Below are 21,202 nucleotides of genomic sequence, written 5' to 3' on the forward strand. Positions count from 1 at the left end.
CTTGGTATGAGTCACACCCTCCCTCTCTTAGAACTGTCTATTTCCCGACAACCCCAATCATTATCATAGAAGATTATTATTTACAGACTTTTCTTCATAGTCTCGCTGGTTTATCCGAAATTTCAAAAAATATACCGGTTCTACACCAATGCAATTCATTGTGGGAATCCGCATCAACAATGCTCAGATGTTACTTGAAACAACAACTTATTCCATCAATGAGATTTCTAAGATTGTCGGATATGATAACCAGCTTTATTTCAGCCGGCTTTTTCACAAGCTGAAAGGATATTCGCCAAGAGAATACCGAAAAATAAGAAATAAGTTATGAAATCTATAATATCATAAAAACTAAATGTCAAAAAAGGATGCCAACGAATCAAAGCAGATTACGTGACATCCTCTTCTTTTTATTAGTGCTATTTTATAAATTCAACCGAATAGTAATACATGTACTCATTATCTGTATTTATATGCTCCCCTGCAATATCCTGTATTGGCAATGAACTTAACCCTTTTTCTCCATAAATCAGTACTGCCAATCCTTGCTCTGTTCCGTACTCTATCGTGCTTTTGTTCTCTATAGAGGTCGCAGATCTTCCATAATATTCTCTGTTTGCAACACCTTCCAAGATTGGCGTTTCTGTCATATATTTTGAATATTCATCTGCTGCAATAAGCTTTGCAGTAAAATTATCAAAATCCGGTGTAATGACAATCAATCCATTTTTTGCAGATTTCACGTCCTCATAGGAAAGTTCCAAAACTCGTTTATGAGAAACTCGTTTTCCAGAATGATATTCTGACAAGTAAACGTATAATGCTTGAAATGTATCTTTTGAATTGTATCGAAACATCATGGTTCCATCAATTCCGGACAACAATTCAGCCGTTTTCATTTCTACACTATCCGGATCTACTGCTTCTATATAATTTTGTGGTTGCCGCAATTTATTACATACGATGGATCCAAAAGTAACCATAGATATTCCCACTACAATAAGAAGCACTATAATGATTCTCTTTAAGTATCGTTGTTTGCGGCCACTGTCCTTTGTTATCTGTATCAATGTATCTTCTGATTTTTTTTCAATATTATCTATCTCAATATCTTCACCAGCCAAAAACTCATTAAGACTAATACCTAATATTTCGCATAATTCTAAGTATGCTGATACATCCGGCAAACAGATTCCCGATTCCCACTTCGAAATAGCTGTCCTCGAAACAAACAGAATAAGTGGTTGTACGGCGTATGTGACCTCCTGTGCTGCCATCCCTGTTTTCCACGAGAGTTGCAAATCCCATTACCATCTCTTTATTATGAGCACGCAGCTTCTGAAGCAAAGGATTCTCCATATTAAGATAAGCCCCTATGATTACAAAAACTGACATCAGGCTTGTAAGAAGCGCCTGCGGATGTATCATCTGATATACTGTAACTGCTAATGCCGCCACAATACAGGTTGTTATTGTAATGAGCTTATTATACCCCATATTTTTTCTTCCGCATATCAGTAATATAACACTACCAAGCATATAAACAGCTACCATAATGTAACAGGTATACACCGGAATTCCCATCGAATAATTTGTAATCTCTCCATGACAATATGTAATCTTTGGCATAAACAAGATCACAGCAGCCATATTTACTGCAAACGGCAATGCTGAATATTCCCGTAAAAAGCAATAATTCAAACACGATTTCTTTCTTTTGAACCTTATAGGCATATCGCTCACGGAAATATATAAATGCAATATAAATTACAATAAACATACAGCCTATCTGAAGTTTACTATACTCAATCATAAATTTCTCTTTTCTCCCAAATTTCCATAACAAATTCTGCGCTTTTACTATAACATCAAGGATAGCTCTATCTCATCTTCATCCATCGTTCCAGTCTCTTTAAAGCCTTTGTTCTTGTATAAACTTAATGCATGAATATTGTCCATATTGCAGGTTAATGTTACCTTGTCTGATGGTCCAAAGGGTTTCGTTTTAATGTACTCAATCGTCAGATCCAATGCAATACTTCCATACCCCTGTCCCTGATTAGATTCGTCAATCATCATATGCCATATATTGTATTCCGGAATATCATAATCATAAATCACCATGACATAACCAATCATAGTATCATCCTTATAGATTCCAAACGGCTGACATTGATTCCTGTAAACATAAGCCTGTGCAAGGCTTCGAATTGGATGGGAAACAAAGCGTTCCTGTCCGTTTGCAAGTTTCAAATGAAATGCTTCCATAAAATTATCTTCTGTAATTTGCCTTAGATATTCCACAGCCACCTCCGTACTACTGCACTCTTTGATAATGTTTCCAGAAGTTGATTGTTTCCTGAAGATCAGCTTCACTGGCGAACAGGTTCAGCTTCTTCGCAACTTCAACTGCAAAATCAACATATGCATTTGCTCGTGCAGTTATCACATTTTTATCTGTTACTAGGTCCGCATCGGAGAAATGGGTTGATTTCACATCACACAGAATCCCAGCATGATCCAGCACATCAACCCCTGCACAGATCCCGGCAATCAAAATCTCACGTTTCATTAAGGCTTGTAGACACGCTTTCACCTCTCGAGTATCAATTTCAGCGATGTTTCCACCCGGAAGGATAAAACTTCTGATTTGATCTTTCATCCTTATCCCCCTATTCATTCTCTTTTTTTCTTCTGCGCTCTGCAATCCTTCGATTGATCTTATCTGCCTCTTCTTTTTCCAAATACCACTTCACAAGGTAGGACAGCACATCGCATACTGCTGTGGAAATCAGTATTGCAACATACACTACTATGGAAACACTGTCACCCATAATAAGATAAATCACAGCACACATTGCAATTTCCAGAACTACAAGCTCTATACCTCTCTGCCACATGATCTGAGGAATCGTCATGTCGTCCTTCAGATAGATAGGAATACATGGAATCATACAAATGAATGCCAACCCAAACGGTAGGAAAAAACAGATAAAACTGATGCTGTTATTTCTTGCAAAAAGACTGCCAATCACTGCAATTGCAAATGTACACTCTGCCACAACCGTTATGTAATCAAACAGAAACTCTCTCTTCGGATCAAATTCTTTCATCGTCATCATCCTCCATAAAACAATCTTCAATTTCCTTTGCATACCTTCTTGTAATCAATATTTCTTCACCGTTTTCCATTCTGGCATATAGTCTTCCGTTCAATGCAGTCCGTACGGAAGTAATATGCTCTACATTGACAAGCATTGTTTTGGACGCTCTGCATATAGTTCTTCTCTTGACCTTGTCTTCTACCTGATACAATCTGCCTTTTATTTCATAAACACTGTCCACAGTATATGCAAATACCAGACCATCCACAGTCTCAAAATACAGAATATCCTCTATTCTGACAGATGCCCTTTCCCTTGCCTTCTTATATCCGGTCAGAGTATCCCCTTTATGTTGTACATATTCTTTTATCTCTTCAAAGTCCTTAGTAAGTCTTATGTACGCAAGGGTCACTCCTTCTTCTTCCGGACTTTTTACAAGTTTTTCCGTTACCCTCATGTGTATTTCCTTTCCGGCTAAATCATATTACCAATTTGCTACCATAATTACTCTATCGTGATTCAATTTCATTGTCCATATGCAGACAACTAACATGCGCAAAACCGATGCCAAGATGCATAATAATCCCAGTTTTCGTCAATAATACGAAAGCAGTACAAACCTTATCAGATTCGTACTGCCAACCTCATATCTAAAAAATCTGCCTCGGCAGTTTCTTTTTCGCTTTATATGGGAACTGCTTATCAAACTCCTCTGCTTCCTGCTCATCTACAAGATAACCCTCCGGTGTTGCATACTCTCCTGTAATTCCATCAAAATAACCCGGTATCAGTTCCTTACACAAAAAGAATGATGTATCTTCCCCCTCCGGCAATCCATGATATCGGATACCATACTCGCTTGCCTGCTTAAAACCGCTCTTTCCATAAAAATCAATATTTCCTTCAAAGCACAGCGCTCCACAGCCAAGCTCTGCAGCTTTCTCCAATGAATAATCAAGCAGAATTTTTCCATATCCCTTCCGTTTATATTCGTTTTTGATACAGATTGGTCCCATCGTCATAATGGGAATGCTTCTTCCGTCATCTGCTGTGATTGCAGTTCTCACAAAGATATTCTGTCCGATAAGTTCTCCGTCCTGATACATAACAAAATCAAGCTCCGGTACAAATGCCGGATCATTTCTTAACTGGTTAAGGACATAATGCTCCAGGCATCCGGGGCGGTATACATTCCAAAAACTATCCCTTACCAGATTTTCTACTTTTCGATATTCACTTTTTTCTTCTAAACGGATTACTATATTATTTTTCATGATCTGATTCTCCTTCACTTCAAATCTTGTACCAAGCTTTTTATAGCTGATACAAATTCATCTTTTACATTTTCCTTATCTTCTGCTCCATCATAAAGGCTGTAATAAAAATGCATGACAGCATAGAATCTGACAGCTTTATCCTTAGCATTTGTAAATCCCATGCTATCAAATAAATCTTTCACATAGGATGCCGGTCCAGCTACGAGATACTGCTGATATAAATTCTGCATCTCTTTACTGCGAAACTGCTCGATTGTCAGCATCTTCCGAAACGATGATGCAAAATCATCCTCTGTCCAGTATTCATACATTGACTTGCTGTATTCCACCAAATCATCCAGAGACACATTCTCATACTGTTCAGGCATTTTTTCTTTTTCCTCTTCCGGCATATCATATTCGGATGCCTGTTCACCATCTTGCTGTTCCATACGCTGCACAATACAGTCAAAAATATCTCTTTTGCTTTTGTAATGGCGGTACAATGCCCCTTTTGTCATATCAAGTTCTCCTGCTATCTGGCTGACTGAGACTGCCTCATAACCATCTCTGGCAAACAAATGCAGTGCTACAATCAATATTTCTTCTTTTCTATTACTCACGCTGATAACCTCCAAGTTAAAATAAACGACCGTTTACATTTTTATAATAGTAAACGGTCGTTTATTTGTCAAGACTTTTCTTTTTGTTTATATTATCTCTTTTTATAAATCAGAAGTTCTGGATTTTCACCAGCTTTCTCATATGTACATACTAGAATAAAATCCATACCTGCCAGAATACCGAAGCACCTGTCTCCTCCAAATTCAGACTCCAGTTGATTCCCCAGATAGGTTTTCTGATCATCAAGGAATTTCACTTTTTGACCATTAGGCAGAGTATAATCCAGATTCACATATTTCCCCACAAGTGCATTTAGTTTGTCTACCCTTGGAAGTCCGTCTATATGTAGATCATTAATTTCATTTATCAATTGCTTTTTAAACTCTTCAAACTGCCCATTGTCACTAAGCTCATCATATCTTTTCCAGTAATCTAACTTTGGAAGCATTTCTTTCAGATAAGTGCGTGCCTGTTCTTCGGTAAAGCTTTCATTTACCATATTCTTTACACATACATCAATCAATTCATCCATATTGTTATATGTGTATGTTCCATCTGCATAGCACCATTTACAATACTCCTCATTTAATGTGCCATCCTTATCACGTCCCAATATGGAATCATCATCAATTGGCATCCCGCAGCACTGACAGATCAGCTTTCTGGGTTCTCCCAAAAGCGTATTGATTGAAACATCAAATTCTTTCGATAAGAGCTTTAATGTATCCGTATTGGGAACGGTATCTCCATTTTCCCAACGTGATACTGCCTGCCTTGTTACCATAATTTTATCTGCCAGCTCGTCCTGTGACATTCCTCTTTCAGTACGAAGTTTCAAAATAATATTTTTTGTTTCCATCGTCGTCACCTCCATAACCATATCATACAGATAAATTCATGTTCTGAAAAGCAACCTGCTGTTGCCATACCATGTCTATATGATTTGATCAGCACTCTTTGGTCATGACTTTCTTACACCAGGTTCTTGTCTTACAGTGAGGACATTTTAAGTATCTTGTGCTTATTCTCTTCCTTTTCTCTAATCATATTCACCATATTTTCCTCCGCTTTTTTCTTATAATTTTACTGGGAAATTCTCTCTCCGGTCAGAAGTTCATTTACTGTTATTTCTAATTCATTACACAATGGTAACAGCAGTGATGCTTCCGGAAAGCCGTTTTCACATTCCCATTTCGATATTGTTTTATCACTGAACACCCACGTAGCGTAGAGAATGGTGAATATATGCGGATTCTACGCTTCGTAGAGTATAAAATATCTACGGATTTCTTGTTTGATCCATATCAGTTAATCTTTTAATATATCTTATCAACCTCAGCTTTATACACTTCTTCAATATGAGCATCAAAAAGTACCCACTCCACCAGATCAAAACAATTTAGATTATCCTGCAAGAATCTGTTTACTGTATGTATCGCAATCTTTGCCGCCAACTCAACCGGAAAACTATATACTCCCGTTGATATGGAAGGAAATGCAATAGACCTGATTCCATTATCCATTGCCAGCTTCATAGAATTAAAATAACAGTTAGCAAGAAGTTCCTCTTCTCTATTCCTGCCGCCGTTCCATATCGGTCCTGCAGTATGAATCACGTAATCGCATGGCAGCTTATAGGCTTTTGTTATCTTTGCTTCTCCTGTCTCGCATCCGTGAAGTGTCCTGCACTCCGCCAGAAGTTCCGGTCCTGCTGCTCTGTGAATCGCACCATCTACACCTCCTCCGCCAAGAAGAGAGTTGTTTGCTGCATTTACGATTGCCTGCACATCGGTAACTTTTGTTATGTCACCTTTAATCGTCTTAATCAAATACATTGTTTAATATTCCTTTTTTATCTCGCCATCTATTCCATACATTTTCTTGAATGCATCAAGGTCTGCTTGGTTCTTAATCAGCATAACCTCCTCTATTTTACCTGTATGAATATCTTTAAACCCAGCTACTTACTCGCCATTACATATGCTCACTTTGATTACTGGTTTCTTATTTTCTTTATCATATGTCTTTGTAGCTGGCTTTTTCTTAAATAGACCCACTCTGTGCACCTTCTTTTAACTTTGCCATTGTCTCGATAATACCTACTACCGGACATGCATCTGCATCTACAAATATCTGCACTAGTACCTCTCCATTTCTTTTTGAATCCATGTCATAATTACATCTACGAGATATTCCTGCTGCACTTGGCTTAGTTCTTTTCCCGGTTGCATTTTATGCCACTTCCGGATGCACTCTCTGCAACATGTTGCAGTTGCATGCTAGGCAATAAATACCGGGTGACCACGCATTGGTGTCTGCTTGCCATCATTTGCTATATATGCCGGAGCTTCTCTTTTTGAGATAAAATCCTCTGCATGTTGTCTGATTCTCTCCAGTCCTTTTTCGTTTATGTAATCAATATCTTTCTGCTTTAGATGGAAACTGCTTCGGAACTTGGAATTGTTCAGTCGCTCAAATAACTGCTTGTACCATTTATCCTTCGTCATATCATCACCACAAATCGTATTGTTTCATAGTCTCTGCATTTCGATATTCATGTTTCTCATAATATCCTATCAACTTCCCATCATCTCTGAGTGCCACCATATAAACATCTTTATTCTGTTTCTCATTGTGAAAAGTATAAACGATATTATGACTTTCATCTACTGCAAACCAGTCCACTACCTGCTGTATTTTATCTCTTGATTCCGGATTGTGACAATCTAACAGACTTTTTCCAATAAGTTTATCGCCACCTCGCTTCGCATAACTGATAACAGCTGCCGGATTCATGTAAATAATCTCATGCTTAAGATTGCATATAACAACGGATGCCTTATCCTGATCAACAATACTTTTATAAAAGCTGACATAAGATTTAAACTTAATCACTTTTTCATTATCCTGCCTCTTTTGAAGTTGTGGTTTCTTTCTTCGATAATAATCGTATATTTCTCCACCTGGTATCCAGATTTGTGCCTCATTTATCTTATCAAGTACAGCTTCAACAATCTGTTCATCTGCCAGCGAATCAGGTGCTTTATCATGTTCTGTTACATACTTTTTATATTCTTCATACACCCAGCCTGTAATCTTATCCTTCTGTTTCATCTTGAGATCACTAAACTTCTTGTTCATCTGTAAAAGCTGACCATCTATCTTTTTATGTATTTTTGTCTTCTTACTTTTTGCCATCTTATGTTATCCTTAGAACTTCACTACTTCCGGTTCATGTGTAAATGATGAAAATGTAGCTGTTGCATTCTTAAAATAAAACACCTCTGTATTTCCATCATCTGCTGAGTACATATTCTGTAAAGATGGATAAGCATCAAGCATAGACTGTCTTGCTTCTCTTCTATCATCTTCTACAAGTTCTCCTGCTACACGAAGCCACTCTCCATTCTTAAATGCACAGATTTCTACCTTTGGATTTGCATGAATCTGTTTTGAAACATCTTTCACCTTTCCGGTCTGAATATACAGTTTTCCTTCAAAAATATGTGCTGTTCCAAAAGGTCTTACCCTTGGCTGGTCTCCTTCCACTGTTGCCAAATAATATGTTTCTGCTTCTTTCAAAAAATTTACTACTCGTTCCATGGTATAATCCTCCTGCCTTAACTGTTTATCTGATAATTATAATGAATTTCAACTGTTCTCAGTATAGCATATATTGCTTTATTAAGTATCAATAATTTGCCTTATGAGAAGATTGCCCTTACACATTGAGATTTGTTACTTTTCTTTCACAGTAACTGCTCACGCAAAAAAGCCGGAAGTCACCATGTAATCTGCGACCTCCGACTTGTTCTGCTTATACTATACCGTCCTATATCCTGATCATATTCTCTCTGGCTTATCTTTTCCCTGTTTTTCCTAATTGATTCTCTCATAATCTCAGCTGTTCATGAATGAGTAATTCCTTCCTTTAATCCGTTTTCCTTTCCTAAAAGTCAACTATTTATTCTAATATACCTCTTACAAGCTCGATTCAAAAACTCATAGTCATGTGCTACAACTATAATAATATATTTTTCTTCTGCCAGCCGTTTCATCAATTTTTCCACCTGACACATATGCCTAAAATCCAGTCCACTGGTAGGTTCATCGATAAAATTGGGCATCCCTCTCCCAGCCCTCTAAAACACTGGCTTTAACGTCAGAGACACGAGTGTATCGTGTTCACTATTATTCTCAAAGCGTTAGCTCTACTCCTTCTTGTTCCAGTGCAGCACTCAACTGTTTTGCATAAGTCACCTGTCCACACTTTTTCATTCCATATAAGATTCTTAAACATATATTTCTTTGTTTTAGTTTTCTTATGAGATATGTTCCGTCAAACGCCTTAGAGACTATGTCATCATGAACCTCTTCCAAATGTTCAACCGCTAAGAAACTATTACTCATCTCACTAAAACATAATAGTGTATTTAATGTATTCATAGAAATGCTGGATAAATATTTTTTCAAAATCTCCCCATTCTTTTGTATTTTGCGTAAATCGAACCCTATCTCTTTACCCTTGTTGTCAGATTTACTTTTCTCAGAATAGTATCTAACCAATGAAGCGTATTCTTTTAATTCATTTTCTGTAATTGACCCGAATACTTTCTCGCATCCAATATTTACCGAAAACTCTCTATTTTCCTTAATTAGATTTACAGCATCTGAAAATTCTTTACTTCCGAGATGATATTCTTGCTTAATCTCATCTTTGACTTCTTTGAATTTCTCTGTTCTCCATTCTTCATATACAGGAAGCCGCTTCGAAATATCCCATATATCTGCTCTCGACAAGCTCTTGGTAAATGTTCCTAGCGAATATTCAAAGATACAATTATCCAGAAAATATATCAAATCATCAAATTTTTTCATTACTTCCTTAAATTCTGTTTCTAACAATTCAATACTTACATGAGAAATTTTGTTTTTTATCATATGTGGTTCATCTTCTTTATTTAGTTCATATTTGAAGGCATCCCCCTCTTCATCGAAATAATAAAAGTAAATCATATCTTCTATATTCTCAAAATATGCAGGAATTCTTCTGTCAATATTCTTCTTATCACATGCTAATTTATATAGGCATTCAATACTATGCGTGTGTAATTCTTTTTTTCTTTCCTTTAAGACTTCCTCAGAATAACATATCCCTTTCTTTTCCTCTATTCGCCATAACATTTTTATGACAATCTTCAAAGATAGCTCAATGCTGTGTCTGGCGTTATAAACGATAGGATATACTAACAGATCTTCAACTTCGGAACCTGTTTTCAATGATTCCGTCAGAAGTTCAACGGTACGCTTGAACCCATTTCTTATATCCTCATCGGTAGTTCCCCCATTGTCACCTACGCATGCAATAATTGTATCTTCTTCATGAAATTCAAACGGATTTTCCATCTTCTATCATCCTCTTTCTTCGAATTTAACTTATCGATAAGTATATCATAAATACAATTTATGCACACCTTTTGTTATCTACACTTTTATATTCCAACCACAACAACCGGGAAATTCTTCCCGGTCGTTGCAGATTATTTTCTAATTCAGATTATAAAGTTTTTAATACGTTCAGGTCTTTCTTGTTTAAGGCTTTTCTCAATCTTACATTTTCTTTTTCCATTTGCTCTTTTTCACGTTTCAGCTCCCGGATCTGTTCTTCTAATACATTGATCCGATTCTTCAGTACAATGTCACCTATGTATCTTTTGGGGTCTATCATTCCTGCCTGCTGCTCCAGAGCACGATCCATTTCTTTTCTGACCGTTTCATTCTTATAAAAGAATCCTCTGGACAATCCTGTCCTCTTTGTCAGTTTTGGGACCGTCACTTTTTCCCGTTCTGTCAGCATCTGCCTGATTTCTGTCACTGCCCTGTTTACTTTTTCTTCACTGGCTTTTTTATTGCAGGCTATCATCGAATCGTATTTGTTCATATTCTTCCTCCCATCCTTCCAGACATTCCAGTACCATCTTAGATAATCGGTTTCTTGTTTTTCGTGTATCATCTGCCAGTATTTTGTTGCTCATCTTTCTGTAATACTTTACATTTCTCAGGCTTCTATGCCCCAGTAGTCTTGCGATTGTCCAGTCATCCACATGCATCTCGGCAAGCTTCATGCCATAAATATGCCGATACATGTGAGAACCGAATCCAAAATATTCTCCCTTATCATCTCGGAGATTTTCCTGATATATTTTATCTGTAATTTTTTGCTGGACTGTAGCATATTTCATTGGTTTTGAAGGATCACTTAAACTTGTAAAAATGTATTTACCTTTTCCGTGCTCCTTTTCTCTGTATCGAATCGCTTCCTTTATTAAGACAGCCAGTTCCTGACTAATCGGTTTTTCATAAAAATGTGTTTTCATTTGGTGAATCTGTATTATGGTTTCACCGTCTTTTTCAATCAGGCAGTCTGTCCTGAGTGTCAGTGTATCTGACATTCTTGTTCCAAGCATTTGATGAATAAGCATAAGTCTCGCCGTCTGCACATCCACTTTCGTAAGGAAAGCATTAAATCGCTTTAATTCCTGATCGGAATAAATTTTGATTTCTCCCCTTATATCTGGTGGAATATCCCGATTCAAAATTAAATCCTTTACCTGCGGATATTGATAGACGTCAGCTACCATATTCAGCAATGCCCGCAGTCTCGTCAGCTCCGCCCGATATCTTTTTGTCCCGGTATCTTCTGTTTTCATGTATATCAAATACTCTTCCATGATTTTCCTGTCCAGCTTTGAGCAGGAATCTACTTCTTTATTGTTTTCCTTCAGATATCTTGAAAACCTTCGAATGGCAGTCATTTCTTTTTTTACAGTACCGATGCTTTCTGTTTTCAGTTGAAAATAAATTGCCTTTTTTACTTCCTCTCTGAGATCCTGCTGGGAGATTTCCTTAAAATTTATAATTCTGGTCGTGCGCGTCAAATCCTGTTTCACTTGTATATCAAGTTTTTCAAGTTGCCAGACATCCTTTGTCATCTCATCTACATCAGCATCTCTTAAATCAAGGAAATAATCTATTAATCGGTCAATATAGTGCAATGTCTTTGCCTGTGATACCGTTTCATTCCCACAATGGGATTTTGCAATTTCTGTCAGGGGCAATCTCTGCTGTAAAAGCCATATTTTCATCTGCTGCTTCCATTTTTCTTTGTCCCAGTCCAAAAAACTTTCCGGTCTGTCTCTTCTGGTTTGCAGCATTTTACATAAATGATGGTAAAATCTTCTCTCAGTATAAAATTTTTCCGCCCCAAGCTGTTGTCCTCTGTATTTCAGGAACTCCCTCATTTCTTTCTGCATCTGTACAGACGGCAGTAAATCAAGGTCATACGAAGGTTCTGTTCCCATTCGTATTTTTGAAATTTCACTTGCTTTCTCATAAGAGTCCAATTTTTTTATGTAAAATTTATTTTCCACGTTTGCACTTCTTGATTCCTGATGCCAGGCTGTTTTCTCCTTTCTTGAAAAACTCCTGATTCGCTGCTGAAATTTTCTTTGGCATAAAATCCACATACTGCTGTGTCATCTCTTCATAATCATGTCCCAGATAGTCCCGGATACTCTGAAGAGGGACTTCGTCATCATATAACAGAGTCGCTATCGTATGGCGGAAATCATGTGATTTAAAATCATACCCTTTGAAAATATCCTGCCTCTTATTAAACAGTTCTTTCATTTGCCACTTAAACGAACCATACTGATATGCCCCTCCCCGTTTGTTTTGAAAAACATAATCCTCACTTCCAATATGATATTTTTCCAAATATCTTTTCATAATCTTATAAAGAACATCTGGAATCGGTACTCTTTTGTATGTTCGCATTTTCATCTGATAAACCTGTATCCACGCATCTCTTCCCTGCCAGGAATAAGCATCCCCTTTCAGGGTGCATACTTCACTGATCCTTAGTCCAATCAGCATAGAATGTAAAAGGATCAATCTTGGAATTTCAGGGAAATTTTTTAATTCTCTCAGAATCCTCTCATATATTTCCATCTCTACGCTTCGGTTATTATGACAATGTATTTCTTTTTTCAAATAATACTCATAACGAAATGGTATCCTGTCTATGATTTCTTTCGTCTGCAGATATTCATATAGCTGATAGATTGCTATAACAATATCATTAAAATAAGAAGCTTCTTTTAACTCAATTGTCTGGAAATATTTTTTTATTTCGGTTTCTGATGCAAGTTTCAGCTCCATCGCGGTTTCTTTTTCCATCCACATGGCAAATGCCAGAATCCTGTAGAATTCGGCTTGTATGCCACTCATTGCCAAATGTGTAACACCCAGACAGTATTTCATGTATTCCTGCAAAATTTCCCGGTTCTCTCTTTTTTCTATGCCCATAAAGGAAAATTTTTTCACAGGATTGGATGGGTTGACTCTATATTGTTCCAGATGCAGTCTTTCCAAATACCAGACTGTTGAATCCCATAAAATATTCTTGGCATGGCAGAAAAGATATTTCTGACATTCTCGGAGTTCTCTTTCTGCAAGCTCTTTTGCATATGCCGTATCTGCATATTTTTCAAGTTTATCGGCCTGTACCTGTGTAATATATCTTAAATCCTCAATATGTTCCTGCATACAAAATTGATATACCACCTTCAAACCGTTTAACCGCATTGTGCATTCTCTCAGCATTATGTCACGCAGTACGACATCTTCGATAATTTCTAAAAGCTGACGCTTGCATAGTTCTGAGCCGTTTACACGAAAATCCCAAACTAATTTATCAATAGCAACTTTGCAGTCATATCTTTCTGCGATTGCCGGATTTGGGTGATATGGTAAAAAGAGCAGTTCTTGGATTAAATCTGTATTCTTTGCTATCTCCTGTTTTCCTTTTAACGTATTGGCATGCTTTCTGATTGCATATAATTTTGCCTTATCCATTCCACGTAAATAGCTGCGTACTACTGAATCAGAATAAGTGCTTTTCAGATATTTCTTATAATCCACTCTAAGCTCATAATCGATGTCTGCTATATGCCACACTTCATTTTTTACCAAGTATGCTTTCAGACAGCCTTTTCCAGAGTTGCTGTCCATGCTTTCATCTAATTCCCGGCTCAGTTCTTCTATCTTCTTTTCCCGTTCTTCACTTGATGTCCATTGTTCTTCCGGCTCCCAAGCAAACACCCTTCTTGCCGGCATCTATCTTCACCTCCTGCTTTCCAAAAACTGTTCTACTCCGTAAAGTTTGGAATATCGGCGGTAAAATTCCTGACTTGCTGTTTTCAGCTTGTCATCTAAAACATTCAGATATCGTATGGTTGTATCGAGATGCTTGTGTCCCAGTGCCTGGCTGATCATTTCCAGCGGCCAGTCTGCTTCCCACCTCGTATTTGCATAATATCTTCGAAGCATGTGCGGTGTGATCTTGATCCCAGTCTTTTTCTCCATGCGTTCAAACATATCGTAGACGCTGTCTACTCTTAACGGCTTCCCTATGGTATCCCCTTTGATGTTAATAAACAGGTATTCCTGTTTTTGCAGGATGTCCCAGTATTCCCCGATATAATAAAGCAGGAATTCAAAGGTATCATCGCTCACCCGTCCTCTTCGCTCTTCGGCATTTTTTGCTCTTGCATCGTTTTCATTATCATCCCGGAAGTCTACCCGGATCTCATGGTTTTCGTAATCGATGTCTTTGGTATAATCAATTCCCAAAATTTCACCGATGCGGAATCCCAGTTCCGATGTCAGTAAGATCAACACCTGATCCCTGCAGTTTGTACAGGCTTCTAAAATCGTTACGATTTCGTTCCGTTCGGCTGCCCGGACGTTTCGTTCCTCTTCTTTTAAGTATCCTTTAAATGACCGGGAGCGGATGGTTCTTCTGACCCCGATGGCATTTGCCTTTGTGATCGGCTGATTATAGGATAATACCGACAGGCAGGAACCGTTATTTCTGACTACTTCTAAAAAAGAATAAAACCTGAACACTTCTTTTAAGTAAGCGTTACAGGTTTTATTCTGCGGTTCTTTATCCAAATTGTCGGTATGTTTCCCGGCTTTCAGCCATTTCAGATATTCTGCGAAAAAATCATATTGCGTTTCGTAATCCATTCCATAGACATCTTCTGCTTCATGTTCTTCTTCCAGCAGATATTCCCAGTAGTAGGCAAGGGCAAATGCATTTCTCCGTATAGTATTCGGGGAACGGTTTGCCCGCACCTGATGCATTAGATACTTGCTTGGCAGCAACACAATTTCCAGTGTTTCCATATCCCGTATAAAGAAATATTTTACGGAACCTTCTCGCTGCATTTCCACTTTATATCGCTTCATGTTGTCTGCCTCCTTTCCTCTAACGCTATACACAGTATACCCAACTCATGCCAATAAAGCTATCACCAATACCACCAATTCGCTCCAAACCGCCCCTGAAATACCACTAAACTTTTTGTCCTGTCTGCTACCCGGATCTGGGCAGAACCAATAACGCCACGGATGTTCTCAGCTATAGTACCGCTCCACTTTCCGGCTTCGGATAAAATTTTCTACTTCTTCGATCCGTTCTGCCATCTGGCACTTTGGCAGTGCTTCCAGAACATCACTCCGATACCTGCCTTTCTTTGCTGTCCGGTGATCCAAAATGGACACAACGCAGGTGTCCTGCTCCGTGCGGATTGCCCGGCCGAATCCCTGCCGCAGCTTCTTCTGCATATCCGGGACTACGATGGTCTGGATATAGGATTCCAGGGATCGGTACTGCTCCTTTTGTGCTTCATGGATGGGGTCCGGAACAGAAAATGGCAGTTTTACGATGATGAGAGACGATACCATGTCCCCCGGAAAGTCCACACCTTCCCAGCAGGAGCCGGCTGCGAACAGCACTGCATTCTCCATCTTCTTAAACCGTGCAATCTCTTCCTGGGAGTTTCTCCATACCTGCACCATCGGGAACGGGATCTGATCCCGCAAAAGCTGATGCACATTTCCCATCAGGGTATAAGATGTGAACAGTACCAGCGTATGCCCGTAAGTGGAACACACCAGATCACGGATCTGCCCGGCAAGCTGCTCGGCCTCTTCCCTGCTTCCCTTTTTCATAGGTCTTAAATGCTCCGGGATGTAAAGCAGACAGTTCTCTTTGTAACAGAATGGGGATTCTGCCACACACTCCCGGACGCCCGTTTCTTTTTCCAGCCCGGTCATCTGTCTGGTTCTTGCAAACCCGTTCCCGGCTTTTAAGGTGCCGCTGGTTAAGATCGCCGGAAATCCCCGGCTCCATAAAGTCGCATCCAGATACTTCGGGATCTCCCGGTTGACTGCCATAAAGGTTAAATGTCCCCGGCTGTCCTGCTGTAAAAACAAAATATATCGCTTGTCGTTCTTTAAAAACCATCCGAACAGCTCTTCCATCTCTTCCATCCGCCGAAAGATCCAGTAAGGAATATTCCCGGCAAGCCTTTTGATCATAAGCTGAAGCCTTTCCTGCATCTGGGCTAAGGCTGTGCCAGCTCCCGGCGGAAAATAAAAACTTTCTTTTCCAGCCATGTCCTCTGTGCCATCTTTCCGATGCTTTCGGATCTCCGCCTGAAGTGCAGAAAACCCTTCCATCAGCCGTTTTCCATCCGTGCCTTTATGCTCTCTGCCTAAAAAGTAAGCAATCTCCTGCACATCTTCCCTTCCAATGCTTCTTCCATACATCTGGCTGGCGGCTTCCGGGAGTTTATGGGCCTCATCCACAACCAGCGCCCTGTAATCTGCCAGAAGCGGCCGGTACCCATTTGCCCGGTGCATGGCATCTGCCAGAAGATAATTGTGATTGCAAATCTGTAAAAAAATGTCCTCTTTCCTGGAACTATCCAGATGCTTCTGATAACGGCATTCTACTTTTCCCGGACACTCCCTAGGGCAGAATTTTGGTACGCACACCAGCCTGCGGTCAAAACCGCTCAGGTTATGTACGGAATCTAAATCAAAGTTATGCCGGAGGGACTTCAATGCCTCCATCTGTGCCTGATTTTTATTCTTGTCCCGGACTGCCTCTAATCTCTGGGCCAGCCTGTAATCGCATACAAAATGTTCCTTTCCCTTGCGGACGACTGCTTTTAATTCTCCCTGAAGCAGATCTGCTTTTAACAGTACATCCGATAAGAAAGGAACATATTCCTCTATGATGGCTTTCTGTAAGGCGATACTGGAAGTGGATACCACTACAGACCGCCTGTCACATCCCGAATAACCGGAATGCAGTACACTATATTTCCGCATCAGGATGCAGGCTGTCAGATAGGCATAGGTCTTTCCGATGCCGACGCCTGCATCACAGAGCGTGATTTCATTTTTCATAAGGGCATCCAGCATTTCATGGCAGAGACGGATCTGTTCTTCCCTTACATGAAGCCCGGCTTCCGGGAGAAGCTCCCGAAAGATCTGTTCCACTTCGCCATGTGCCCTTTTCTGATATTCATTTTTATAACACATTACTTCTCCTTGCCAGAAAGCTTATCTTACCGTACCCTTACGGACGGGTCTGGTCGCTTCCGGTGTATTCTGTTCCTGTTCCTGCATTTTCTTTATGGCAGCATTCCCTCTTGCCATCATCCTTCGGATATCCGTCCGGGAAACATTCCATGTCCTTACTTTCTGAGGAGCTTTCCTTACCTGCTCGGACAAATGGCATTCACAGAGTTTCGGATATACCACCATTGCTTCCGGTAATTCCAGCGGATACTCGATCATGGGATGGTACACAATATCCCGGATCACCTGCTCATAACATTCCATCTGCATTCTTGCCGTACTGTCCTGATAGATATTTTTCCCTTTCATGGCACTGTAGACCTGCGATGAGATGTATCCCAACGCTTCAAAACTACAGTACCCATACGGAGTCACGCCGGAAAGGGAATCCGGATCTTTTAAGGCATTCAGATAAACTTCTTTTCCCTGGGCGATCAGCCACATCCGAAAATCGGAAAAACTGTCATCACTGCACCCTGCTTCCATCATAATACCTGCCGCTGTCCATAAGCCGTACTTATAAGCCGCATCCCGGTAACTGTAAACAAGATTGTGGAATTGGAGGACATCCTCCGGTGTCATATAGAAGAGCTGCTGCTTGATCCACACTACCGAAGCATCCAGATCGGTGCCGCACACTTCCTTTGCTTTTTCAATCAGATTCCAGAATTGATCCTTGCTCATTCCACTTCTTTTTGTTTCTTCCATCTGTTCTCTCCCCTTGATGTGACGTTAATACCACAAGAATACGGCTGTAGTCTCCTACAGCCGCATGGTATCTGATATCAACGACACACTTCTTCATTGATTTCTTTTTTATCTTGCTGTTCCGCATTTGACCTCGCACCCCCGGAACTATTCCTGTATTTCTTCTGGGAAAGGGGACACTACAGGCGGGCGGCTGGCCTGCCGCCGCTCACAGATGTCCTAGGGGTCTTTCTGATTACAACCCGGAGTCCATCTTCCGCTCTCTGGCTGGTAACGTGTATCATTATCCCCCATCCGTGATCCTGGCGAAAGGCTGCCACCGCCTTATTCACAGCTATGCTTTCTCGCTCCAAGTCTAAGAATCTTTACCCTATACTTAATCATGGCGCTCATACTGTCACGCTTCTACGGTTGGGAACGTACCTGTAGTGCCGATATTCACTTGCCAAAGAACAGCCGAGGGATGTCCCTCTGCTTACTAGCCGATGGCATTGTATTTTTTTATTCACTTCACAAAAAAATATTTTATCTTGCATCCCCGGATCTGTTTTTCTTCTTTGCCGGATTCTTTTGTTTTGCATCGTTCTTCCGGCTTTCTTTCTGTTCTTTTTCTTCTTCCGGCGGCATCTTCATCACATGGAGTTCTCCGTTAAACAGAGTAAAAATTTCCGGTGACTGGTATTTTTCTTTAAACTTTTCAATCTGTTCCGGTGTCAGCGAAGTAAAATCATCTTCTGTCAGCCCTACTACAAGGAAAGTCCCGGCTATCGCATCATAGACCTGTCCATGATCATCATATAACGCCCGGTTCAGTGGCAATCCCTCAAATTTTCCATTGCCGTTTAAAAGGATTCCAACTTCATCATCAAACGGATAGGTCATTTCAATGTCACCGCCTACCGCCTGCTGCAGATCCTCCAGCTCATTTGGGATGTGCTTGACATAGGGGGCCTTCATCGGCTCGACTACCAGTACCGTCATCATTTCTTCCTGCATTTCGGACACTTCTTTCTCATCCATCGTATCAATCCTCCTGTCTGTTCGTTCTAATAGTCAGCCGATGAGAACCTTTTGTTTTATTCAAATTTCATGGACTTTTTGATCTTTTCCCTTAATCTCCGCAGTCTTGTATAAACCGTCTGCTCCGGCAGTTCCATGTGATGACTGATCTCTTTTGGTGCATATCCCATCATCTTCAGGACAATCATCTGAAGAGTTTTCTTATCAGTTGATAACAGAATCTGAAGCAGTTCTTCGTTCTCCACGGTATCCAGCAGGGCTTCTACGCTCTCCGGCTGGGACTCTTTGGTTTCTTTTTCTTCCAGGAGCAGTTCCATACAGTCCAGAAGCGAGGTCTGGTGTTCCCGGAATCTCCGCTCTGCATTGAAATCGTCCCAGTCATACTCCCGAAGCTTCTGGATCGTCTCTTCATCCACGCCCTGTTCACGCAGGATCTTCTCTTCCTCTGCTTTCCACTGGTTCCATCTATATTCTTCTTTTGCTTTATTGTAAGCCACTTATGTTTTCCTCCGATCTGAATTTTTGCGAAATCAAATCGGAGTGTGGCGGTGACCTGGCTCGTTCTTCCTGTCTACAGGAATGTCCGGCATCTCTGCTGTCTCCCTGCAAACACGGATCTCCTTTGTAATCATATCTTTACAAAGGCACAGTGTATCGGATGCACCTGTCAGCTAACGGTCAGAAACCTGTCAATTGACGGTCAGTTTTTATCACCTTCTTTCCAGAATAAATAAAAATAAGACGGACAATCTTTTTACGGATCATTCGCCTTACTGTTGCTCATTTTCATTATTCAATTCAAATTTTTAACCTGTATTTCGGATACTACTGCTGTTCGTTTTCTTTATTCAATTCAAATTTGTAGCCTATATCTCGCACACTGACAATGCAATTCCCGGCACCATCTTCAACGGCATTCAGCTTTTTTCTTAATCGCTTTACCAGACACCAAATGATATTTTTAATATCACCAACGGAATAATCTTTCCATACAAGCTGGTAAATCTGTTCAAATGTGTATACTCTCATCGGTGTCACCGCTAATAAGTATAAAAAATTATATTCTTGTCGTGTTAAATGTAACGCTACTCTATTCCAAAATACTTTATGTTTCTTATGATCCATTACAAGTTTTCCCTTATTAATCATCGTTTCGGATTGCTTTTGAGTTATTTTTTGTTTATTGTTTCGTCGTGCCAATGAAAAAATCTGCAGATCTACTTCTTCTATAGTGCTATTTATATCCATTACACAATCTGCACCAGCGTATATTGATTCTTTTTTCCATGACATACACAATAAAGAAGAAGCATCCGCCAAAATAATAATTGGTATCTGCGTTATTTTTCTAATAGCAGATATAATATTACTTATGTTCTCTTTATAAAGGATCACTCCTATTATAAGCACATCATAAGAAAATAAACTCAAATTATGCAGTAAAATTTGTAGATTTTCTGCATAATCTGAGTTTACCTCATTGAATAGTTTTCGATATGATTGATTGTCAAAATATGCTAATATCTTGTATTTTGTGTCTTTCATATTTAATCTATTTTAGCAAAGCAACCTTTTCTACTTCTTCACAGGAAAATCATCAAATATATTGTCAATTTTTTGTGAAGCAATCTCTCTCATCGCATGCTCTTTCAGTTTTTGAAAACTTTCATCACTGACTGCATGTTCCATACGACAAGCATCAACTTCTGCAATTTGTGGATTAACTCCAACGGATATAAGTTGATGAGTAAAAAAACAATGGCGTTCGTAAATTTTTTCAGCCATATCCCGGCCAAGTTCTGTCAGGTGCAGATAATGCTTTTCATCCATTGTCAAAAAACCGCCCTCTCGCAAAGTTCCTACTGCGTAACATACGCTGGGTTTTGAAACCTCCATGTACCGGGCAACATCCACCGAACGCACCATACCGAGCTTCTTTTGAAGTACCAATACAGCTTCCAGATAGTCCTCCCCAGATGCATGAATCTTCAT

Annotated in this window: 23 protein-coding genes and 3 pseudogenes; 1 reads left to right on the plus strand and 25 read right to left on the minus strand. The window is 39.6% G+C overall.

Annotated elements, in window-relative coordinates; genetic code table 11:
• Positions 1 to 106 precede the first annotated feature (106 nt).
• Positions 107 to 331: pseudogene (locus G5B11_RS19600) on the plus strand (helix-turn-helix domain-containing protein); the annotation flags it as partial.
• Positions 332 to 419: 88 nt separating this feature from the next.
• On the opposite strand, the gene G5B11_RS11875 reads toward G5B11_RS19600, so the two are convergent.
• From G5B11_RS11875 to G5B11_RS11985, 25 genes and pseudogenes are all read right to left on the minus strand, one after another.
• Complete coding sequence (locus G5B11_RS11875) at positions 420 to 1,187, minus strand: transcriptional regulator (RefSeq protein ID WP_244093000.1); 768 nt, start codon at positions 1,185 to 1,187, stop codon at positions 420 to 422.
• A complete protein-coding gene (locus tag G5B11_RS19115) occupies positions 1,138 to 1,668 on the minus strand; it encodes a hypothetical protein (protein WP_244093001.1) in 531 nt (176 codons plus the stop codon). The genes G5B11_RS11875 and G5B11_RS19115 overlap by 50 nt, the downstream gene beginning before the upstream one ends.
• Before the next feature lie 192 nt (positions 1,669 to 1,860).
• Positions 1,861 to 2,304 carry a GNAT family N-acetyltransferase gene (locus G5B11_RS11880; protein WP_173728355.1) on the minus strand — a complete coding sequence of 148 codons (444 nt, stop codon included), beginning with the start codon at positions 2,302 to 2,304 and terminating at the stop codon, positions 1,861 to 1,863.
• 13 nt (positions 2,305 to 2,317) lie between these two features.
• Entirely contained in the window at positions 2,318 to 2,662 is a 345-nt protein-coding gene (locus G5B11_RS11885) for a DJ-1/PfpI family protein (protein ID WP_244093002.1), read from the minus strand.
• A 10-nt stretch (positions 2,663 to 2,672) separates the two neighbouring features.
• Positions 2,673 to 3,113 carry a hypothetical protein gene (locus tag G5B11_RS11890; protein ID WP_173728358.1) on the minus strand — a complete coding sequence of 147 codons (441 nt, stop codon included), beginning with the start codon at positions 3,111 to 3,113 and terminating at the stop codon, positions 2,673 to 2,675.
• Positions 3,100 to 3,561, minus strand: a complete 462-nt coding sequence (locus G5B11_RS11895) for a LytTR family DNA-binding domain-containing protein (protein ID WP_173728360.1) — start codon at positions 3,559 to 3,561, stop codon at positions 3,100 to 3,102. Before G5B11_RS11895 ends, G5B11_RS11890 begins: the two co-directional genes overlap by 14 nt.
• 193 nt (positions 3,562 to 3,754) lie before the next feature.
• A complete protein-coding gene (locus tag G5B11_RS11900; protein WP_191868104.1) occupies positions 3,755 to 4,378 on the minus strand; it encodes a GNAT family N-acetyltransferase in 624 nt (207 codons plus the stop codon).
• A gap of 14 nt (positions 4,379 to 4,392) precedes the next feature.
• Positions 4,393 to 4,983 carry a TetR/AcrR family transcriptional regulator gene (locus G5B11_RS11905; RefSeq protein WP_173728362.1) on the minus strand — a complete coding sequence of 197 codons (591 nt, stop codon included), beginning with the start codon at positions 4,981 to 4,983 and terminating at the stop codon, positions 4,393 to 4,395.
• Between the two features lie 92 nt (positions 4,984 to 5,075).
• On the minus strand, positions 5,076 to 5,843 hold the full coding sequence (locus tag G5B11_RS11910) for a zinc ribbon domain-containing protein (protein WP_173728364.1): 768 nt from the start codon (positions 5,841 to 5,843) through the stop codon (positions 5,076 to 5,078).
• 457 nt (positions 5,844 to 6,300) lie between these two features.
• Positions 6,301 to 6,819: an O-acetyl-ADP-ribose deacetylase gene (locus tag G5B11_RS11915; protein ID WP_173728366.1), complete on the minus strand. Its 519-nt coding sequence runs from the start codon at positions 6,817 to 6,819 to the stop codon at positions 6,301 to 6,303.
• Positions 6,820 to 6,822: 3 nt separating this feature from the next.
• Positions 6,823 to 7,041 (minus strand): annotated as a pseudogene (locus G5B11_RS19605) (aspartate dehydrogenase).
• Positions 7,042 to 7,122: 81 nt separating this feature from the next.
• A pseudogene (locus G5B11_RS11920) lies at positions 7,123 to 7,491 on the minus strand (DUF4186 domain-containing protein).
• Between the two features lie 4 nt (positions 7,492 to 7,495).
• Positions 7,496 to 8,182 (minus strand): PAS domain-containing protein, encoded by a 687-nt coding sequence (locus G5B11_RS11925; RefSeq protein WP_173728368.1) that lies wholly within the window; start codon positions 8,180 to 8,182, stop codon positions 7,496 to 7,498.
• Positions 8,183 to 8,194: 12 nt separating this feature from the next.
• A complete protein-coding gene (locus G5B11_RS11930; RefSeq protein ID WP_117539884.1) occupies positions 8,195 to 8,587 on the minus strand; it encodes a pyridoxamine 5'-phosphate oxidase family protein in 393 nt (130 codons plus the stop codon).
• Between the two features lie 594 nt (positions 8,588 to 9,181).
• Positions 9,182 to 10,390 carry a hypothetical protein gene (locus tag G5B11_RS11935; protein ID WP_055155795.1) on the minus strand — a complete coding sequence of 403 codons (1,209 nt, stop codon included), beginning with the start codon at positions 10,388 to 10,390 and terminating at the stop codon, positions 9,182 to 9,184.
• Positions 10,391 to 10,541: 151 nt separating this feature from the next.
• Positions 10,542 to 10,925: a DUF6262 family protein gene (locus G5B11_RS11940; RefSeq protein ID WP_055155794.1), complete on the minus strand. Its 384-nt coding sequence runs from the start codon at positions 10,923 to 10,925 to the stop codon at positions 10,542 to 10,544.
• Positions 10,891 to 12,414 (minus strand): tyrosine-type recombinase/integrase, encoded by a 1,524-nt coding sequence (locus tag G5B11_RS19470; protein ID WP_055155793.1) that lies wholly within the window; start codon positions 12,412 to 12,414, stop codon positions 10,891 to 10,893. Before G5B11_RS19470 ends, G5B11_RS11940 begins: the two co-directional genes overlap by 35 nt.
• Positions 12,404 to 14,161, minus strand: a complete 1,758-nt coding sequence (locus G5B11_RS11950; protein ID WP_055155792.1) for a tyrosine-type recombinase/integrase — start codon at positions 14,159 to 14,161, stop codon at positions 12,404 to 12,406. The genes G5B11_RS19470 and G5B11_RS11950 overlap by 11 nt, the downstream gene beginning before the upstream one ends.
• Before the next feature lie 6 nt (positions 14,162 to 14,167).
• Complete coding sequence (locus G5B11_RS11955) at positions 14,168 to 15,298, minus strand: tyrosine-type recombinase/integrase (protein ID WP_055155791.1); 1,131 nt, start codon at positions 15,296 to 15,298, stop codon at positions 14,168 to 14,170.
• 168 nt (positions 15,299 to 15,466) lie between these two features.
• On the minus strand, positions 15,467 to 17,443 hold the full coding sequence (locus G5B11_RS11960) for an ATP-dependent DNA helicase (protein WP_055155790.1): 1,977 nt from the start codon (positions 17,441 to 17,443) through the stop codon (positions 15,467 to 15,469).
• Between the two features lie 21 nt (positions 17,444 to 17,464).
• Entirely contained in the window at positions 17,465 to 18,190 is a 726-nt protein-coding gene (locus G5B11_RS11965) for a DUF4240 domain-containing protein (protein WP_055155789.1), read from the minus strand.
• A 525-nt stretch (positions 18,191 to 18,715) separates the two neighbouring features.
• Positions 18,716 to 19,210, minus strand: a complete 495-nt coding sequence (locus tag G5B11_RS11970; RefSeq protein ID WP_055155788.1) for a DUF3846 domain-containing protein — start codon at positions 19,208 to 19,210, stop codon at positions 18,716 to 18,718.
• Between the two features lie 56 nt (positions 19,211 to 19,266).
• The gene (locus G5B11_RS11975; RefSeq protein WP_008400020.1) at positions 19,267 to 19,707 is read right to left on the minus strand and encodes an ECF-type sigma factor; all 441 of its coding nucleotides are present in this window, start codon (positions 19,705 to 19,707) and stop codon (positions 19,267 to 19,269) included.
• 328 nt (positions 19,708 to 20,035) lie between these two features.
• A complete protein-coding gene (locus G5B11_RS11980; protein ID WP_055155787.1) occupies positions 20,036 to 20,755 on the minus strand; it encodes a winged helix-turn-helix transcriptional regulator in 720 nt (239 codons plus the stop codon).
• Positions 20,756 to 20,785: 30 nt separating this feature from the next.
• Complete coding sequence (locus G5B11_RS11985; protein ID WP_055155786.1) at positions 20,786 to 21,202, minus strand: metal-dependent transcriptional regulator; 417 nt, start codon at positions 21,200 to 21,202, stop codon at positions 20,786 to 20,788.

Origin of the sequence: Blautia glucerasea, from assembly GCF_013304385.1 — a bacterium.
Classification (GTDB): domain Bacteria; phylum Bacillota; class Clostridia; order Lachnospirales; family Lachnospiraceae; genus Blautia_A; species Blautia_A ammoniilytica.